The organism is Lactovum odontotermitis (assembly GCF_054658595.1).
This window is the reverse complement of the sequence record NZ_BAAGGQ010000014.1, coordinates 15,628-34,594: the sequence shown is the minus strand read 5'-3', so window position 1 is coordinate 34,594 and position 18,967 is coordinate 15,628. Positions and strand designations below refer to the sequence as shown.

The 18,967-nt window shown below is 41.5% G+C and carries 18 protein-coding genes and 1 pseudogene; 3 read left to right on the top strand and 16 right to left on the bottom strand.

Going from position 1 to position 18,967, the window contains the following annotated elements; all coding sequences use genetic code 11:
• Positions 1–3 precede the first annotated feature (3 nt).
• From ACYQ2E_RS08355 to ACYQ2E_RS08280, 16 genes and pseudogenes are all read right to left on the bottom strand, one after another.
• Positions 4–306 carry a DUF4176 domain-containing protein gene (locus ACYQ2E_RS08355; RefSeq protein ID WP_460017602.1) on the bottom strand — a complete coding sequence of 101 codons (303 nt, stop codon included), beginning with the start codon at positions 304–306 and terminating at the stop codon, positions 4–6.
• Entirely contained in the window at positions 299–832 is a 534-nt protein-coding gene (locus tag ACYQ2E_RS08350; RefSeq protein WP_460017601.1) for a hypothetical protein, read from the bottom strand. Before ACYQ2E_RS08350 ends, ACYQ2E_RS08355 begins: the two co-directional genes overlap by 8 nt.
• Positions 833–932: 100 nt before the next feature.
• The gene (locus ACYQ2E_RS08345) at positions 933–1,532 is read right to left on the bottom strand and encodes a hypothetical protein (RefSeq protein ID WP_460017600.1); all 600 of its coding nucleotides are present in this window, start codon (positions 1,530–1,532) and stop codon (positions 933–935) included.
• On the bottom strand, positions 1,529–2,812 hold the full coding sequence (locus ACYQ2E_RS08340; RefSeq protein ID WP_460017599.1) for a T7SS effector LXG polymorphic toxin: 1,284 nt from the start codon (positions 2,810–2,812) through the stop codon (positions 1,529–1,531). The genes ACYQ2E_RS08345 and ACYQ2E_RS08340 overlap by 4 nt, the downstream gene beginning before the upstream one ends.
• Positions 2,803–3,159, bottom strand: a complete 357-nt coding sequence (locus ACYQ2E_RS08335; RefSeq protein ID WP_460017598.1) for a hypothetical protein — start codon at positions 3,157–3,159, stop codon at positions 2,803–2,805. The genes ACYQ2E_RS08340 and ACYQ2E_RS08335 overlap by 10 nt, the downstream gene beginning before the upstream one ends.
• On the bottom strand, positions 3,159–3,431 hold the full coding sequence (locus ACYQ2E_RS08330; RefSeq protein WP_460017597.1) for a hypothetical protein: 273 nt from the start codon (positions 3,429–3,431) through the stop codon (positions 3,159–3,161). The genes ACYQ2E_RS08335 and ACYQ2E_RS08330 overlap by 1 nt, the downstream gene beginning before the upstream one ends.
• A complete protein-coding gene (locus ACYQ2E_RS08325; protein ID WP_460017596.1) occupies positions 3,431–3,901 on the bottom strand; it encodes a DUF4176 domain-containing protein in 471 nt (156 codons plus the stop codon). Before ACYQ2E_RS08325 ends, ACYQ2E_RS08330 begins: the two co-directional genes overlap by 1 nt.
• A pseudogene (essC, locus tag ACYQ2E_RS08320) lies at positions 3,894–6,773 on the bottom strand (type VII secretion protein EssC); the annotation flags it as partial. The pseudogene essC and the gene ACYQ2E_RS08325, both read right to left, overlap by 8 nt.
• A 15-nt stretch (positions 6,774–6,788) precedes the next feature.
• Positions 6,789–8,426 carry a hypothetical protein gene (locus ACYQ2E_RS08315; RefSeq protein WP_460017595.1) on the bottom strand — a complete coding sequence of 546 codons (1,638 nt, stop codon included), beginning with the start codon at positions 8,424–8,426 and terminating at the stop codon, positions 6,789–6,791.
• A gap of 65 nt (positions 8,427–8,491) precedes the next feature.
• Positions 8,492–9,610, bottom strand: coding sequence for a type VII secretion protein EssB (gene essB / locus ACYQ2E_RS08310; RefSeq protein WP_460017594.1), 1,119 nt, complete (start codon positions 9,608–9,610; stop codon positions 8,492–8,494).
• A complete protein-coding gene (locus ACYQ2E_RS08305; protein ID WP_460017593.1) occupies positions 9,597–9,872 on the bottom strand; it encodes a hypothetical protein in 276 nt (91 codons plus the stop codon). Before ACYQ2E_RS08305 ends, essB begins: the two co-directional genes overlap by 14 nt.
• Positions 9,869–10,387 (bottom strand): type VII secretion protein EssA, encoded by a 519-nt coding sequence (gene essA, locus ACYQ2E_RS08300; protein ID WP_460017592.1) that lies wholly within the window; start codon positions 10,385–10,387, stop codon positions 9,869–9,871. The genes ACYQ2E_RS08305 and essA overlap by 4 nt, the downstream gene beginning before the upstream one ends.
• A gap of 57 nt (positions 10,388–10,444) precedes the next feature.
• The gene (locus tag ACYQ2E_RS08295) at positions 10,445–10,735 is read right to left on the bottom strand and encodes a WXG100 family type VII secretion target (protein WP_460017627.1); all 291 of its coding nucleotides are present in this window, start codon (positions 10,733–10,735) and stop codon (positions 10,445–10,447) included.
• A 1,143-nt stretch (positions 10,736–11,878) separates the two neighbouring features.
• Positions 11,879–12,523 (bottom strand): glycoside hydrolase family 25 domain-containing protein, encoded by a 645-nt coding sequence (locus ACYQ2E_RS08290; RefSeq protein ID WP_460017591.1) that lies wholly within the window; start codon positions 12,521–12,523, stop codon positions 11,879–11,881.
• An 11-nt stretch (positions 12,524–12,534) separates the two neighbouring features.
• The gene (locus ACYQ2E_RS08285) at positions 12,535–13,737 is read right to left on the bottom strand and encodes an MFS transporter (protein WP_460017590.1); all 1,203 of its coding nucleotides are present in this window, start codon (positions 13,735–13,737) and stop codon (positions 12,535–12,537) included.
• The gene (locus ACYQ2E_RS08280) at positions 13,707–13,925 is read right to left on the bottom strand and encodes a hypothetical protein (protein ID WP_460017626.1); all 219 of its coding nucleotides are present in this window, start codon (positions 13,923–13,925) and stop codon (positions 13,707–13,709) included. The genes ACYQ2E_RS08285 and ACYQ2E_RS08280 overlap by 31 nt, the downstream gene beginning before the upstream one ends.
• 282 nt (positions 13,926–14,207) lie before the next feature.
• On the opposite strand from ACYQ2E_RS08280, the gene ACYQ2E_RS08275 reads away from it, so the two are divergent.
• From ACYQ2E_RS08275 to ACYQ2E_RS08265, 3 genes are all read left to right on the top strand, one after another.
• Entirely contained in the window at positions 14,208–15,161 is a 954-nt protein-coding gene (locus ACYQ2E_RS08275; RefSeq protein WP_460017589.1) for an Rgg/GadR/MutR family transcriptional regulator, read from the top strand.
• Between the two features lie 1,321 nt (positions 15,162–16,482).
• Positions 16,483–17,589 (top strand): MFS transporter, encoded by a 1,107-nt coding sequence (locus ACYQ2E_RS08270; RefSeq protein ID WP_460017588.1) that lies wholly within the window; start codon positions 16,483–16,485, stop codon positions 17,587–17,589.
• A 130-nt stretch (positions 17,590–17,719) separates the two neighbouring features.
• Positions 17,720–18,940 (top strand): ATP-grasp domain-containing protein, encoded by a 1,221-nt coding sequence (locus tag ACYQ2E_RS08265; protein ID WP_460017587.1) that lies wholly within the window; start codon positions 17,720–17,722, stop codon positions 18,938–18,940.
• Positions 18,941–18,967: the final 27 nt, after the last annotated feature.

Sequence of the window (18,967 nt, the reverse complement as noted above, 5' to 3'; positions counted from 1 at the left end):
ATACTAATCAATACTGAGTTTAGGGTATGGAACCTGGCTGATTCTTTCCTCGTAGCTGGAGGCGAATTCCTCTTCCTCCACGTCACGATAGCCCTCAAAAAGCACCTCTTCAATATCTTCATCGTTGAAGAAGGCATATTCAGACTCTGAAACAACACCCTGAGGATAAGCCAAAGCCGAGTAGTCAAAATAGCCGATTGTCCCCTCGTTGTTAAAAAGTTGTGCGCGGCCGACAATCATAAGTTTGATGTCTCCGTTTTTCAGTGTGACGACCGTTCCTAACGGTAAGATGTGATCTTTAATCATTGTATTTTCCTTCTTTCAGTTGTTTTTTTAGTATTTTCCGGGCTTTGAGCCCTCGGTGTGGATAGATAGAGTTGTGTAAGGCAACCGTTCCAAAAGTTCCAACTATAAACATAACAAAATCCTTGCCCTTGAAAGTATTTTCGGATAACGAAATTAATGAAACAAAAACTATTCCACTAACTAAAATTCCTTCTACAAGTAACATTATCCAAAATGCTTTTGAATTAGAAATAGCACGTTTTATTTCTGCTTGAGTTAATTGCCTATACTCTCTTTCTCCCAAAGAATTTGTAAGCATAATCTTTATAAACACTTCTCCTAAGCTACACCCTAAAATCACTGCTAAAACTATGCCAACCATTACAGGAAATTTAAACAAACTATCCAGAAATATTCCTGCAATAGCTGCTCCCGGCAATATGAGCTGTCCCAGCCAAAATGTATTGCTTCTTGAATATGTAGCACCTGCCGATTCTGTGTAAGGACCCACAAAATGTTGAATGTATGGTGTGTGTTTCAAAGTCAAAATAGATAAACGAATCTCCAGACATCTTTAGAAGCGGCACAGTGTTGTTTTTTCTCATCCAAACACACTTCCTAATGATTTACCAAATTCTGTAAGAGCTTCAATCATCAAATTTCCCTTCTTTCAGTTGTCTTTTTAATATTTTTCCACCTTTAATCATATGACTTGGATGTGAACTAAACACGATTGCTGATATTACAAAACCAGATGCTCCATTATAAAATATGAGCTTAGAAAATCCTTGTTTTGATGAGCTCAAAGCTACTAGCAAACTAATAATCAAGAAAAATATACAAAATATTAGTGTCAAATTTAAAAGCCTACCACCTCGTATTGCTCTTTTATAAATCTTTTCTATTTCCAGCTTTGAAAGCAATACTTGTTTTCTGGTAACAATTTCCGAAAGAACAATCTTAACTAGAAAATACCCAATTGCAAGCCCTAAAACAACTGCCAATACAAAAGAAATTAGTCTATTTCGTAAAATAAATTGATTAAGTGAAAAAATAGTAACTGGAGCAATCACATAAATAATGAGTAAAGACAAAAGAAATGTATTCGTCTTTTGATTGCCTGAAAAAACTTGAATTAAAGCTCCAGCAAACTTAACCTCATAAAGTTTTCCATCTCCAAAATTAAAATAAATCGAAGTAGAGCTATTTTTCAATACCAAAGGGGTCATTTCAAATTTTTTCATCATGAAAATACGCTTCCTAATGATTTACCAAATCCTGCAAACACTTTACCTGCCTCATTTTTTAAATTATTTACACCCTTTGAAATGCTCTTTCCAACTTTGGCAATGGACTTTCCAGCTTGTCCACTTTCTATCCAGTCATAACCAGCACTAAGACCTGTTCCAATCGTTCCGCCCAACACTGCACCAGCTAAAGTCCCAAAAATTGGTACAGGTATTAGAGTTCCTAAAGCAGCTCCTATGGCTGAACCACCGGTATTAAGTGCCACATGAGCAGCGGTATTCTTAATCGCTCGTCCCTGATCATGATATTTTTCCATCTGATCTTCATAGTCTACACCTGCACTAAAAACTGTTCCCGCAAAGCCAGCCACTTTTAAAACCTTACTCTTTGCTAGTGTATTCCCGACTTTAAGAAGGTCATCTCCTGCACTCTTTAGGGCACTTCCTCTGCGGGCCATCCGTGAAAGACTGGTTGTTGAATCTGTCAAAGCTCCCAGGCGAATCCCTTTCACTACTTTCGAATTTCCCACTTCTTTGACAACTTGTGAAACTGTCTTTTGCGAGAGGACAGATTTTACAACACTTTTTGACAGACTGTCGTTCCGTGCTAGCTCTTTGAACCGTTCAAGGTCACTATTGTTCTTGAACTTAAGCGTATAGCCCCCTGAGCCGTCAAAGCTCACGGCTCCAATCGCCGATGCGCAGGTATCTATCTCACTGAAGTCGGCTGCACTATTCGAAAACAGACCGCCCGTCTCACTGCAGAAAGCATAAAGCCGCTCCAGTTTCTTCTCCACTTTCTTGATATCGGCTTCCACGGTCGGAAGGTAATCTATCAGCTCCTGACGCTGGTCGCTGTACATCTCTACCAGGTCTGTGTCTTCGTCTCCTAGATGCGCTGTGATCAGACGCGTGTAGGAATCAATCTGAACCATCATGCTCGCTCTTTGCTTTTTCAACTTCTCCAGAAGCTGCTTCAGTTTGTCTTCATCCAGGACTTCTCCGCCCGCCTTGTCAACGGCGGCTTTAAACCTGTCCAGGTCTGATCTTACTCTCTCCAGCGCAGAGGAGGCTTTTGAGATGGAGGGCCTGACGAGCTCCGTTAGTACCGTCTCAGCCGCTGAATAGCCTCTGCCTGACAGCTGCGGACCCTGCAGGGTATCCACCGCCTGTTTGGTCGCACGATTTAAATTATCCACTTTGGCCTGGCTGTCATCCAGATTCTTCTGCATCCGGCTGATGACGGCCTGCGCTTCACCTGGATTGTATACTAATCCCATGTTAAGTTGTCCCTTTCTTTTTGAAGTGTCTCGCGGCTGTCTTTGAGCGCTTGAGAAGCTGTTTGATACTCTGCGGTTGTTTGCTCACGATGTCTTGAAATCATTTGAGAGAGATGACGTTTTTTATACTCGGTTTCACTGAAGGCATTGGGCTGACCATTGCGTCTGTTAAGTTCTGCTTCGATTTCCAGAATTTCGCTAAATGTTCGATTCATGGTTTGCTCAAAATCTTCAAGTTCTAGGTTTACCTGTTTTTGTTCGCGCAACAGTTCAATCGTCTTCTGTTCATTTGAAGAAATTTTAAGGTTATATTCATAGCGCTTATCCGCATTTTTGTCTTTTACCATTAGAAACCCCAGTTCATTTTTGAAATTTCAACCGCATCAAGTTTGTCTCGAGCTTCAATGACAGCCGCGAGTTCCGGAATGCAATCGGCGAGCAGCTTTGTGCTTGACTCTAGACTTGACACACTGCCTAGCATCTGGTTTGAAGCAGAGATACCCTGTGTGATTGCATCAATGTTGCTCTCCTCAACATCACCCTGCTGCCCTTTTTGTTCATCACTTTTAAAGAGTGCTATTGCCCCTTGGGCAGCTGTTAAATCAGATTTAAGTTTCATTATTTTGTTCCTCTCTTTTTAAATTTGTAAAATGGATCTCTCACTAACATTGCTTTTTCTTTTATTGTCTGATCCTCTTTCTCTTTTTGTGCATTGAAGACTTCCTCCAATATTTCTTCTTGAACTTCAGGATTCTTATTGACAGAAGCCACCATCTCTTTTAATGATCCCGTCATCTGCCCGAGCAGTTCATCAAGATAATTATCGTCTTTTTCATCGCTGTAGCCTTCGTTGTCAACCTTTACAACCTGTGAAGCTTCTACAGTTAAAATCTGCTCTTCCGTCGCTTCGATAACACCCAGTGGATGAGGCACAATACGGTAGCGCAGAACGGTTTGACCCGTTGTACTTTTTCCGACGGCGCGGGCAATGACGACATATTTTGTTTCCCGCAAAGCATCCATATCGTCGACTTCAACCATTGTCCCTAAGCCTAAAAATCTAGAAATATTTTCCTCTTTCTTACTCATCTTCTACCTCGCTATCCACCGGCACAACGATGTGAGAAAGGCTTTCATCTTTCACACAATGAAGTACGTTTCGTCCAAAATTTCCCTTCTTCTCGTCTGCTGAAAGATTTTCAATGAAATTCTGATTGTTCAATTCTCCGCCAAACAGAATTTCACTGAGATTTTCTCTTGCCGTCAGCGTCGCCATCCCAAAATTATTTCCGACACGAGACATATAGTCCATGAAAATGAACTGCTTATTCCCTGTGCTTTGCTCAATCAACGCTGTGAACTGTGCCTGCTGAAAGCCTGCTTTTTCCAAAATGTCTCCAATTCCATTAAATATGACAAGGTGACGAGTACCCGATGCCTCCGCAATCAGCTGCTGAACATACGGATCTTCAGAAATCAGATACTGACTGTCCGAACTGCTGTGCATAAGCCCTTGAAGTGCTTCTTTCAAGTTTGGAGCTTGATTGACGACTTCTTCTCTTGAAATATAAATCGAAACATCTTGTGCATATTTTTCCAGACTCTTCAAGTCATCAATCAGCACTACCTCTGCGTCACCTGCTTTTGAAAGGATTTCCCGAAAAAGAAATGGCGCAATGACATTCAGCTGCTTCTTGTTGGCTGAGAAAACTCCCAGACTTTGATTTGAAAAGAGTTTGAACGTTTCAACTGCCGATGTCTCTTTATTCAAGCCCAGCACAATTTCATCCGGGTTTGTTTCTGAAACATAAGTTTTGAAAACTTCCGCTGTCAACTCCTCCGGTACCATCGGAATGGCCTCCGGGCGGCTGCCCTGCCAGTCCTCATTCCTCGCGGCGACTTCTTCATAGAGATTCTCAAGCACTTCTGAATCTGTCCCGCCTGCGGCAGGAAGATAAATCTGGAGAGCCAGAGGGAAATTCAGCTTCATCTGGGCACGTCCCGGAATCTCCGACTGTAACAGCCGCTCTCTTCCGAACAGAGCCGCAATCTCGCTCTCGTCGTTCATGTAAAGGGCGATTCGGGTCTGGATACTGCCCATCATGTTCATCCGGAATGAATTGAAGCGGCCAGCCGTCATGATCAGATACATGCCGAGCGCCGCACCGTCCCGAAGCAGCTGAATCAGGATCTCATCCATCTCGTCCCGGCGCTTGCTTTGGGCGAGCGCATCGTAGTTATCCAGCAGAGTCACGAGAACCGGAAAATCCCGCCCTGTCCTGTGCCGGTACTGGCTGAGTGTCGCTACTCCTTCGCCTTTAAGCGCCTGCCGGCGTGTGTTCATCTTCTCTTTCAGAAGAGCCAGCATCTTCGTCAGCTTTTCGTCTTCTTCCAGCGTGACAATGTCCGCCGTATGCGGCAGCTCTTTCAGCGGAAGCAGCCCGTTATTTCCGAAATCCAGGAGGTTGAACTGAACCTGCTCCGGCGTATTCTGCCTGGCCAGGTTCATGGCCAGGGTCTGTAGACTTGTCGATTTACCGTAGCCCGGACTCGAGAAGATGACCGTGTGACTGGCGGTTTCCAGATTAAAAATGTATTCTTTCTGCGCCTGTTCGCTCGGAATGTCCATTAAACCCAGCGGAATGCACAGATTTCTCTGCGGACTCTGTCCCGCCTCAGGCGTGGTGAGGCGCGCCTCCAGATTCGGCAGCCAGGGCTTCGCCGGCAGTGCCAGATCTGTCGCTTCAAAGACACGGTTCACTTCTTCAATCACAGCTTCCAGCTGCGTCGGCAGCTCACCCGCATCACGCCGCTGAACGGTTGCTTCTCCCGGGTCGTAGGCCGGCTCCAGCTGTCCCAGGTCATTGACCCGGTAAATCCGTTCATCTTCCACCTCTGAAGTGACCGCTCCCGGGTCATACGCCACCCCTGAATAGCCGCTCTGGAAAAGGTCATAGACCTCGTTCTGACCCACTTTCAGATAGCCGCGGCCGGGCTGAGTAATGTGCGCGGCGTCATGTGTTTTCAACAGCTCGCTGGAGTCCTGCTCACTGGCCATTTTCAGCGCAATCTTGCTTCTTGAGTTGGCTTCAATCTGATCATTCACCACACCCGACGGCTTCTGGGTCGCGAGAATGAGATGCACACCGAGCGAGCGCCCGATACGGGCAACAGATGTCAATTCGTCCAGAAATTCCGGCACATTGGACTTTAATTCCGCAAATTCATCCGAAACCAGAATCAGGTGCGGAATCGGCAGCTCCGGATAATCGGCCTCTGCTTCATTCTCTGCTTTCGGACGCCGTTTGTAGAGATCCATATAAGCATTGATATTGTTTACCCCGTACCTGGCAAACTCGCGCTGACGTTTGTTAAGTTCTGCCTTGATACTCGCAAGCGCCCGTTCAGTGCCTGCGCCGTCTAAGTTGGTAATTGAACCCATGAAGTGCGGGAGTTGAGTGAGGGTATTGGCAATGCCTCCGCCCTTCCAGTCTATAATAAGCATCCCGATGTCTTCCGGCGAGAAGTTAATCGCCAGTCCCAGCAGATAGGTCGTCAGAAACTCCGACTTCCCTGAACCTGTAGTGCCTCCGACCAGGGCATGCGGGCCGTGCACACGCTCGTGCAGGTCCCAGTACATGGTCTCCTCTTTCCCGCGCCAGCCGATCAGCGACCGGATTGACTTGTTCGGCTCGGCTTTCTCCCAGCGTGCTCTGATTTCCAGCTCCTCAACCGTTCTTACTTCATATTGCTCAAGCAGGGAAAGAGTTTCTGGAATCGCGTTCTTCTCAACCTCCACATGATGAAGATGGGTAAGACGGCGCAGGCTATGCTCTAAATTCTGAAGAGCCGGATAAGGACTGAAGGGCTTGGCAAGATAGACACTGTGATCATTGATGAGGCTGCCGGCACTCTGATTCTTGTATTCAATCAGCGCGGTCACCGTTTCAGGCAGGAGCTTCTGATCCTCTTTCGCCTAGATGACCGTGACGCCAAGTTCACTCATGTCTTCTGCGAGAAACTCGTTCATGCCGTGTCCCGCCAGATAGGCGTCCTCAAAAATCGTGAAAATGTAATGCGGACTGAACTGAGGTTTTTCTTTCCCGGCCTCCAGCAAGATCTGCTTGCGCTGATTCATGAGCTGATAAAAACTGCTCAGGACGATATCACGTGTCTTGGCGTCGTGAATCAAACTGCGCATTCCCAATTCCTGAATCATAAAATGAGGCAGAAGACGCCAGCCTGCCCAGTCCTTGCGGTAGTCTTTCTCCGGCACTAGACTGACAAAGTTCACGTCGTGGTAGGAATGAAAGAAAGCAATCTGCAGGAGAAAATTCTCTGCGGCAGTCTTAAGGACGGGATAAGTTCCGATGAGCCCCAGGGTTTGATCCGTCAGGCTAAGTGTGACTGGAACTTTACGCTGGGTGCCATAATGCGCCAGCAGTTCCTTGACGCGCTGGGACGTTTCGTCGCTGTCTCTGGCTTTAATGTCGGACTCCACCTTCAAATGAGACGGCTGACTGCCTGTCCCAAGTGAAATTTCTAAGAAATCCTTATGATTTGTCATCCGTTCATAAATTCTGGAATCAAATGCCTCAATCCTTTCCGTCAGTGTCTCGGGTGAAGGAGCTTTAAAGTTCAGGATTTCCGTCTCTTCCTTGTAGAGCTTCCCAATCTCGCCGCTGATACTGATCAGATACAGATCATAGTTCTCTTTTCTCGCCGCAGCCTGCTGCTTATAATCTTTTTTATCGGTAAGATACTGTGAGACACTGAAAAATGCGGTCAGCACACTCATGAATCCCATTCCCAGCATCATCAGTGCATTGCGACCGGAAAGCACGCTCACAAGCCCCATCACCGCAAGCATGCCCAGCGGCGGAACAACCGCCCTTAAAATCCCGTTCTTCACCGGCTTTTGAGCAGCCTCGATCCGCTCAATCTTAAACTTGTCTTCCGGCGGCTCAAGATGCAGTCTTGGACTTCTGCGGTAATCCGGAAAGTCTTCCGGGAACTCTTCCATGCGCGGCTGCCTCAGATACTGACGGCGCGCAAAAGTGAGACGATCTGAAAAGACCGTCACTTTCCACTGGCTCGGACGCTTCTCAAGCAGAAAATCCGGGGTCAGAATCTGATCACCGGTGTGAAATTCAAGAAAATGATGGCCCGTCAAAGGCAGCTCATTGAAGTAGAGAAAATCATCTGCCACATCCACTGTGAAATGAGACGCTTGAATCATAACCTGACTCTTTCCCCGGCTTCTCAGATTTGCCCGCGGATCCGCTCCAATCAAAAACGGTTTTTTCCCGCTGATGATAAAGAAAGTCGTGAGCGCATTCTGCCTGGAAACCACCAGGATTTCAAGCTTCAGTTTTTCAGAAAAAGACCGCCCTAAAGGAGCCGGGTCCCCGCCAATCCATACCTGATCTCCGAGATAGCCGACGGGAAGACCCTGGAGGGTCACACTCGGATAGCTCTCCGTGAGCGTCACCTTTTCCAGCTGGTCCCCCAGAAGAAACACCACAAAGCGGACCTCTCCGGCATCTAAACGGCTGCCGATGAAAAACGGCTGCTCTTCGGCGGCTTTCTCCTTCTCAAATCCTTTGTCTTCCATCTTTCCTCCTTTTGGAATCGCATCTGCAGGGGCGCTTACTTGAAGGCTCACCTTATCTTCTCTCTTTATTCTTCTGCCAGAGTCTTTGTCAGTTCGTCAATCTGTTTCTCATACTCCGTCATCAGCTTCTGTTTCTTTTCACCGTTCATTGTGGTATCCAGTTTTGCGGACTCATAGAGATTCGTATAGGCAAGAAGCGTCAATTGCGTGTCACCGAGGTTCTTTGCCAGATCCAGCGCCTTGTCAAAGTCGCCGCGGCCGGTATCTGACCAGTAATTCAGAGTATTGTCATCCGTCTTCGGTGAAAGATTATTCAGAATCGATTCTTTCTGATTCAGCGTCAAGTCCGACAGATTGACAGAGCTGACAGCCAGCACATAGCGCGCAGACTTCGGCAGATCCGTCAAGGCAAAGCCCTCCAGGTCTGCCTGTGCCTGCGCATAATTGTCCGTCAGAAAAGAGGTCTGAGCCGTCACAATTGTCCGCTGCTTTTCGGCATCATGACGGAAAGAATAGGCGAACCAGCCGGCCGCAAGACATAAAAGGAGCGCAACGGGGACAATCCACTGGAAAAAGCGGTAACGAAGTCTTGAGACCCTCATTTCCCGCTGATTCACCTTTCGTGTTTCCCGTGCGGCTTCCTGGTCAATGAAACGATTAATTTCTGAAGTCGACTCACAGCTGCTAAGCTGAAGCAGCCATTCATCAGACGTTGGCAGTTCTCCATAAATAAGGGATTCAAATGGGCTTTTAGGATTAAAAATATTGAGAATAAGTGCTTTATAGCTGTCTAAAAACGCCCCCTCTGTCATCGCCATCGGCGTCATTTCCCCTTTGAGGCCATGGTGAATCACCTGAAACCAGCTCCCCTCCAGCAGAATATTTTCCGGATGCAGAAAAGGAAGATCCATCTCGTCTTCAATCTTTGAAATCATCGTCAGCTTCTGCGCAAGACTTAAGCGCTCCAGCCGCGAACGGGCGCCTTGAATCAGTGCGGACAGACTTTGAGACTCCTTTGACACCGGATAGAAAATCAGCCAGTCGTCGCCTTCCTTTTCTGCCCTCGCCGGCGCCGGCAATTCCGTCAGAGCAGACGGGCTGAACTGTGTCGCAGTCAGACGAATCTGCAGGCCTTCCGCCTTCCTTTCCAGCTCCAGCTCCTCTTTCCCGTTAGAGATTCTCATTCCACGATTCCTTTCTTGTTTCCTGTATAGGGACGATAGAAAAAACATCTCCGTCTCCCATGATGTGCTGCTTGAACAGGTCGCTGGGCTCAAGTCCCGTCGTTTGGCCCTTAAGCTGAAGCGTCCAGGCTTCTGGAAGATGGTCCCCTCCAAGCGTCAGGTGCATGAGTGCATCGAGACGGCTCAGGCTCACACCTGAAGGAACCTGATAATCCTGTTGCCTGCCGTGATATTCAAGACTGATGGTCATTCGCCGGCTCATTCTCTTTCCCCTTTCTGAATGCGCAGTGTCGCTTTTTCCTTCCGCTTTCTGGCACGCCGGTGCCCGCTCTTTCGCCCCAGGTAGACGGCTAGAAAACACAGAGGAAAACCGGCTGCACAGATGATCCAGTACCAGAGCGTGTTTGAGCGGCCCGTCTGCTCCGTTTTAGAAGGAATCACCACCGGCTGATAATTCACAAACAGTTTCTTGACAAGAGAAACAGTTTCTTCAGTATATAAGCCTTTTTGCGTCTGCTTTGAGAACGTCAGTGACGCTTTTGTGTCTGGAATCTTCAGCTGTTCCTGTTTTGAATTCTTGACACGCTGCGTCATTTCATCCGTAAAAAGCTGATTCCGGACTGGAAAATCACCCGTGGTCCCGATCCCGCCGCCTGAATTTGTGATGATGTTCGGATCCAGCACCAGCTGACCGTCATTCGTTGCCGCAGAGATTTCTGGCCCCTGCAGAAAGACGGTGAAAAAAACTATGAACATCAGATATTTTCTCTTTTTCATGTTCTGAGCTCTTTTTTTGAAAAAGAGGCGCTGTAGAAAACAGCACCTCCTGTGTGATCAGAAGCCGAAGCTCTGTGCATCCTGTGCATCGCGTTCCTGAACCGTATCCGCATACTTGTTCAGCTGCTGGTTCACGCTTTGAAGAAGATCTTCAAACTGAACCACACTCTGATGAAGCTGGTCATACTGCTCCAGATAAGACTGAAAAGCCTGACCTTTCCATTCTTCCGCAATCGTCTGATTCATTGAATTCACTTTTTGGATGGTCTGTTCAATTTCTTCCTTTGCCTGAATATAAACTTGTGCCTGGGACTTAAGTTCCTCGGGCGTTACAGAGATTTGAGCAATTTTGTTGGTTCTCCTTTATATAGTTATTTTGTGTTGCCAAGTGTTAGGTGAAAGAGGTTTCCTTTCATTTTCTCATTCTGCGAAGTACAAAAGAAAGAAGATAGAGCTCTGGAATGACTCTTGTAAAAGGAAAGAAAGGAAACATTTCTTGCAGGATTTGCGGCAGTCTATTAGACTGCCAGCCCGGCTATTTCTATAGAAATAGGATTCTGAGCAATAACCGTAAAATATCTGATAAATTAGTTTCTTATGAATCTGAAAATAGTATACCACACAATTATTTTATTGTCAAAAATTAGAAATGTGTTCAGTATATTTCTGGATTTCAAACTCAAGTCAGCCGTTATCCTTGATAAAAGGCGAACAAATGAGGAGTTGCCCTCCTAGAGTTTACCCTCAGATTTAAAACATTGTTTCCAATAAAATTTATTATATCACGTTAAATTTAAAGACATTGCGAAAAAAGCATATTTATTGCACACATTGTCATTTCTGTCCAAAAAAATAGCTTTTCAGGTGTGACAGCAGCTTATTTTCGCTTGTATTTCGGCTTCGTCTTCAATTGTCCGAAATAGAACTAAGACCTTTTTCTACTCTGTAACTCCTCTTTAGATTACGGTATTCTTCAAATACGCCGCTTTCTAAATAGAGACCATCGACAATATGATAGTTTGCATTTCTCATTGCATGTGAACTTTCTTCGAATTGGCAACTCCGCCAGTCTATATGAAACTCCTGTTCAATCCTATATCTTTTTCCGTTTTTATCAGAGTACTCTATAATAAAGAATAGACACGAAATACTCAATTCTACAGCAACTATGGACTTCGTGTCCGTTTGTTCACGTTTAAAAAATACTTTCGCCAGCATTGAGAAGGAACAACAACCTGGTGATTTTTAATTTCAAATCATTAACTTGAGAACATTTTAGGTATACATTTTCTATTTTGAGTACGAGCTGTGAAACATATTCAAACATGTCAGAGAATTCACCCCCTATTTTCCAATAGCGAAATTGAAAATCAAACTCCAAGAAACTTTATCAAAGATTCCTATAAAATTAAGGATCCTGTGGCCTACTTTGGCTGTGCAGGTTCAAGTCCCGCTTTCCGCAGTGTGAAAGCATTGAGAGCATCGGTCTTTTTAGACACGGTGCTCTTTTTCGTTCCTGGGTATGTCAAGGAATAAAACTTCGTATTGTAATATTTTTCCGTCTGAAGCAGTATGGCGGGATTTCCGACACACTAAAAGTTTATTGAGCTCCCCTTCAGTAATGTCTGATTTCTTCAATGTATTAGAATAGATTGAAAATATATTTCTACTTAAATCGTTTTTATTCTCTCTTCTCGGAACGATTTGAAAAGAGGTATACGGTTCATTTTCGTATAAAGACGAAAATATTATATTTTTCAAGGCAAAGATTAATGCAGACCGATAGTTCTCACCCGTCATTATCCCTAAATTGATTCCTTTCTCACACGAAAGATTTATCATCTTTTGTAGGAAATTCAGTCTTAATTGCGAGGCCTCTGAAAACAATAAACAATTAATCTCAATTGTTTTACTTAAGTATTGTGCAGTTTCTTCAACCTCGTTTAATGCTTTATAGGTGTATCCCATGATTCTCAAAAAAATCTTACCCAGTTCTTCAAAATTGTCTCCCTTAAATACTAACACAACAGTAGATGTTGTAGTGTTTTCAGAGGCACGCCCTCTTTTTGGAAAATTGTTAAGAATCTCCGAAAGTTCTTCTGTAGATTTGTTTAATAAGTCAACTATTTTGAGCACGATTGTTTCTCCTAAAATTTCAAGCTATTTAACTTTTTTCGTTCTTTCCGGTTATAAAGAATTACGAGCATAATAAAGAATGAGTTAATAAATCCTAAAATGAATAATCCGATTTGAGGTGTAAAATAATTATTTATTATTGAAGCCACAATTCCTCCAAGCGGAGCAAGAATTGTAGCAATAATAAAAGCACTGGCCATAACACGTCCCAACTCATTTTCTTTACTCTCTTGCTGCTGAATTGTTGTTATTGACACTGAAGCAATTGTTATCATTGAGCTTAATATTGCATAACATATGCCAAAGAATATCCAGTTTAAATCAATTCCGCTAATCAATATGACTGCTGGTATACTGATCATTGATAGGCTTGTAAGCTTACCAACGTTTATAGATTTTAATTTTGTAGAAAGTAATATTGCTCCAATCAAGCTTCCAAAACCAGCTAACGAATATACAATTCCAACCAATTGATCCGTTAATTGCAATTGGCTCTTCAAGTAAAACACTATGGTGGAATTAAAGCCGACCATGCTTATATTTACTATGATTGTATAAATCAAGACAGTTCTCAATTTTACGCTCTGTAGATTAAACCTAAAACCTGATAAGATTGCTTCCCACTTATCATTCGTTATCTCATTTTTAATCTTTGGGATTTTAGATATTAAAGTTGCAATCAACAATAATAAAAACGAAAAAGAATTAATAAAAAATATAGTATCAATATCCCACTTTAATAGTAGCAAACCAGCTAAGGCTGGGGAAACCAATTTAGAAATTGTCCTAACAGCTTGAAACTGAGAGTTATATTTCTGTAATTCTTCCTTTTTGAACAATGTTGGGGTAACAACAGAAAAACTTGTTTCAAACAGCATTGAAAAAGCCGGAAGCATAAATGCCACTCCATAATATAACTCTATTGGAAAATTATTTCTATGAAAGAATGGGACAAACAGACATAAAAACATTTGGAATAAGATAGAAATTATCATCACTATTTTTCTATCATATCTATCCAGAATATATCCCATGAAAAAACCTAATAATAGTTGTGGAAGCAATTCCACTATTACCATTCCTCCCATTGCAAATGACGAGTGAAACAACCGATAAATTAATATAGGGAAAGCAATCTTTTGAAATCTATCGCCAATATTAGATACGAATTCCCCTGCAGTTATTACGTAAAAAGTTCTTTTGTATATATCCATTCTTTTCTCCCCTCTCGTCTTAATCCTTGATTAATATCCAACTCAAGCAAATTTATCAGGTCTATCCCCACAGAACGGGAAGTCATGGGGACGATACTGTTCTCAGTTAAACCATACATTGTTCCAACTTCAATAAAATAAACCTTGTCATTCGTTACCCTGAAATCTATATATGCTATGCCACTGATTTCAAAAAACGTTTCTTTTTCATTGTGAAGCCTCCTTTATCTTATTATTCTGTTAATTATAACTATTTCTGAATCATATTGCTTACTTAAACATAGAGAATTTTATGAAAGATTTAAATTTAAAATGCAAAACGGCATATTTTCTATAACTTTTGGACAATTTACTTTATACTGTGCAAAATATAATTCTCACTAACCTTTTTTTCGAAAAAAATATATAATTGAAAATAGCGGAGATTTTTCGGAGTTAATGCCCGTCAGAATTAAGGGGAGGTAGAGCGTTTGAAAACAGAATCAGAAAAAGAGATCATCAGAAGCAGTTATGGAGAAGTATTTAGAGAATTACGCAGAAAAAAACATATATCCCAAAAAGTTGCCGCGGGAGGAAAACACCTGCAAGGAAATCTTTCTCGCTTTGAACAAGGCGGTCTTATCCCTGCCACCGATACTTTTTTCAAGTATTTAAGAAATATAAAGGTTGATCCGCCTGAGTATTTTAACGCGCTCAACGATTATCTTATTGATAAAGATATTCTCCTTTATTTGAATGAGGTTAGTACGGCTTATACTTCCCAAAACGTTCCTAAGTTGAAGGAGATTATCAAAGAACTTGAGAACAATAATGATAATGGAGAAAGTAGTTCTAATTTTGACAAGTCTTTTTTAGATAGAATTATGGTGGAAGCTATCCTTTCCCTTCTTGATCTTGAATTTAAAATCCCTAAGAGCGATGCCGATAAAATCCGAAACTATCTTAGGGCTACTCAATATTGGGGTTACTATGAATTACGGCTTCTTGGATGCGCCTCTAGGCTCTTTGATTTTGTTCAGCTTGCCGAAATTTCTAGGCACGTGTTTTCCTTTGCCTCCAAAAATGAAATATCTCCATATATTAGCCGCCAAATCATCTTATGTGAGCTGAATATTCTTGATAGCTTCCTACTGCAGAAGCAGCTGAAACAGGCTAAAATTGTTATTAGTAATTTAGAAAAGTACAATATTCCTGAAAACTTTTATTACGAAAGAGCCACCTTAACCTACTTTGAAGCACGCTACGACTATCTATGCGGAAATAATCAAGCACGTTCACTTGATAAAATGAAGGCACACTTATCCGCGCTTGAGCTCTATGGCTGTTCTGGAATTGCCAGATTATGTCGTGAAGAAATAGATAATCTGGTGAATGATCCTGATGTCGTACTCTTTCCCTATGACCGCGAAGACGAGGGAAAATAGTTGTTCCTGTTTGTTTTAACTAATATAGAACGCTGTCCGAAAAATAGAGGCTGTAAACAAAACCTGTTGAAACTCTCGGTAGGTTTCGTCCATACCTCGGAGAAGAATATCTCTTCCTATACAGCCACCGTGCAAATTATTAACGGGGACAATAAGTAAGCTCCAAAAGTTTAAAAAAATTTTTTGAAATTTCCAAGTTTTGTGACCTCCCTAAGAATGCTGCTCAAGTTTTCGGGGAATTGCATGGCTTGGAAATGGGATTTTCAAAATGGAAAACGAGCCTCATCTTGTTGATGAAACTCGTTTTTGTTACAGTGTCAGTGGATGTTCCACCTTTAAACTAAGCTGAATAGCCCTGCCTGATACACCTAGACCTATTTTTACCCAAATTGTGATTTTCAGTGAGAGAACTTTATAAATCGCATAGCATCAGGGCTTATGAGCCATAAGTACTAAAACTGTCATTATAACCTTTAGATTAGATAAAACTTTTCAGCTTAGTTGCTGGATGTAGACTTTTAATTCTTAAGTTATGAGCATTATAATCAACTGTAACAAGCTAATCCAGCAGGACTTATCCTGTACTTTTTGCGATTATCTTGTTCTAACAATTTCACAAAAAATTGCTGAAATTAAGAAAAAGATATGAAATCATGCCTCCACTGTTTCACCAATAGAGCACTTTATTGAATTTCGAAGTTTGAAGAAAAACTTCCTGAAAGAAAAATGAGCGAAGATGTCAAAAGCAGATAAAAATATAAATTGATGACTATTATAGATTTCATGAATTGTAAAATAATGAAAAAAGCAATTCAACCGGAAATTTCCATGAATTACTTTTCTCTGATCATTTTGCGAAAAATGAGGCATTTAGAGGTGTCTTGTAGACAAAACTGCAAAGTCGTCGCTAGTTTTTATGGAAATAAAATGTTATTTTGCATTTAATATTTAAATTTTACATAAAATCAACGTTGTTGAAACTTGCAGTAATATTTTATATGTAGTATAATAAAAAGATAATTTCATAATTCCAACCATATTCACCTTGTTTATATTGACTCCAAATCATTAAAAGAACAAATTGAGACCCTGGAAAAAGTGGGGAGAATATTGTTGGTTATTGAAGAGGACAGAAAAGCTGGTAGTGTCGCCTCTTTGATTTCCATTTTGATTCCGAGACTTGAGGTTCATTCTTTCGCCGTGAGCTCAGCTTGGCCTATATACGGGGGGAATCATCAAGAAGTTTTGGACTTTCTTGATTTTAATATGACAAATCTGAAAGACAAAGTACAAAAAATACTAACAGAATGTGAGAATTAGGATGTTTTCAATTATTTCAAAAAGCAAAAATTTTAGGTACTTCTTTTTTGCGGATATTGTATCAGGGTTCGGTGTAGGGATGGGAACTGTCGGCGGAAATTGGTATATTTTGTCACAGATGAAGTTAGATCGCTATGTTGGCTTATTATTGGCGGTTAATGTTCTTGCAAGTTTTTTGATTTCACCGTTATCAGGTTTGCTTATTGATAAAATGAATCGTAAAAATGTAATATTTATGACTTTTGTTTTTCGAGCGGTTGTACTGAGTATGATTTTAGCGATGTTTTATTTTTTCGGTTTTAACCTCTTGCTCATGTACTTGTACGCGGCTGTGAATGGTATTGGTTGGACGGTATATCTTTCTGCATCAAGAAGTTTCATTCAGGAAATTTTACCTAGCAATAGTCTTTCGAAAGGTAATTCGCTAGTTGAGATAAGTCTTCAAGTGGGAATGTTTGCAGCAGGAGCTGCCTCCGGAGTAATCTATAGTTTTTCAGGGTTTAATCTTATCTTGACTATAAATATTATAACGTTTATAATTAGTGGTGTCCTTATTTCTCGTGTCTCATACCGTTCTGTAATTTCAGATAATACAATAAAAGATGAGACAATCGTTCATAATTTTAAAAGCGGATTTGAATACTTGAAAAAAGAGAAATTAATCCTTTTTCTCGGGATTGTCTCAATCATTCCGTTGGCGGTAACGATGCTATATAACGTCGTTCTCCCCTCTTATGTGACAAATGTCTTAAAGTCTAATAGCATTACCTTCGGGATATCTGATATGTCATATGGCATTGGTGGACTGCTGTCCGGAGTATTAATTTCTAGCTTCAGTAAAAAAAGTAAGAACACACTCTTGATAAAAGGTCTCTATATAATTGCAGTTTTGGATTTATTAGTTCTTGGAGGAAATGATAAAGAGATTTTGATTTTTATCGGGAGTTTATTACTTGGTGTAACCAATTCAGGATTAAGGATTACGATTAATACCGAATTAATGCAGAAAGTTAATCCAAAATTTATGGGACGTTCAATGGCTTTCTGGAATGGTTTGTCCTTATTTGATACAGCTTGTCGGCTCAACAAGCATTGGTGCCTTAATTGATTCAATCGGCGCTCAGGCTGGGTTTATACTCATGGGAGTATTGATGTTTATAGGATTAGTTGGGTATTGGTTAATTTCTTCCCATCCCAAGTACGTAGACAAAGGAATCATTAAAGAGTAAGAGGTGAAAATGAAAAATATTTTGATTGTTGAACCCAGTTTTTATGGGGTTAGTTTCGCAAAAGAAGCGAAGAAATTGGGAAACAAAGTCGTGGCATTGGTAACTAACAGCAATGACCCTAAAAAATATGGGTATGAGGATTATGTTGATAAACTCATCATATGTGACATTCGTAGTGCGGATAGTATGTACGAAGCAATCTGTTCAAATGGCTATTTAGGTCAGGTAGATGCATTAATTTCAGGGACGGATTACGCTTTGGCTGAGACGGCAAAAGTAGCTGAAAAGCTAGGGATTTTTGGAATCTCATATCGTACGGCAGTCTTAGCTCGAAACAAAGATAAGGCAAGGGAAGTTTTTCAAGATAAAGGAGTTCCAAGCGCAAAATACAGTGTTGTAAAGAATGTTAAAGAAGCAAGGGAAGCTGCTCAAGAAATTGGGTATCCAGTCGTTTTAAAACCAACTAACGCTGCCAGTAGCCAGAATGTTTTTTTCATTGATGATGAGGACAGTCTATTAAGGGCTTTTGACACAATCAGTGGTTTCAAAACTAGTTATATGAATTTTGATATTCGAGACGAGTATTTGATTGAAGAGTATTTAGAAGGCCAAGAATTCAGTGTAGAAATTTTTGTGAAAAATTCAAAAATTATTTTTTCAGAGGTAACTGAAAAAATCACCACTCCTCTCCCTTATTTTGTAGAAGAATTCCATATTTTTCCCACGAGCGTTTATCAAAATAAAAAGAATGAAATTATTACGACTGCGAAACAAGGATTAGAGGCAATTGGATTCAGTGATGGGCCAGCGCACGTTGAAGTGAAATATACAAAAAAGGGAGCAAAAATTATAGAGATAAATGGTAGGCCAGGAGGGGATAACATTACCTCTGATTTAATTGTGGATGCTTATGGCATTAATATTTTTAAGGAAACAATACTGCTGTATCTAGGGGAATTAGAAGAAATTTCCCCCAAAAAAGATGAAGCTGCTGCAATTGGTTTTATTTTGTCGAATGAGGACAGGTACAATGTATCTTTAAAACACATTGATGAGGTTTTAGAAGATAAAAGTATAGTACGATACGACATAAGAAAAAAACATTTTACTGCGATAAAGCAGGCGAAAAGTTCTGACGATCGTCTAGGTTATATCATTATCAAAGCTGAAGCTCCAAACATTGCAAAAGAAAAAATTACCTCCCTGCTGGCAAAGATAAAGTTTGAATAAAACTTTACAAATAAGAAACGAGGAAAA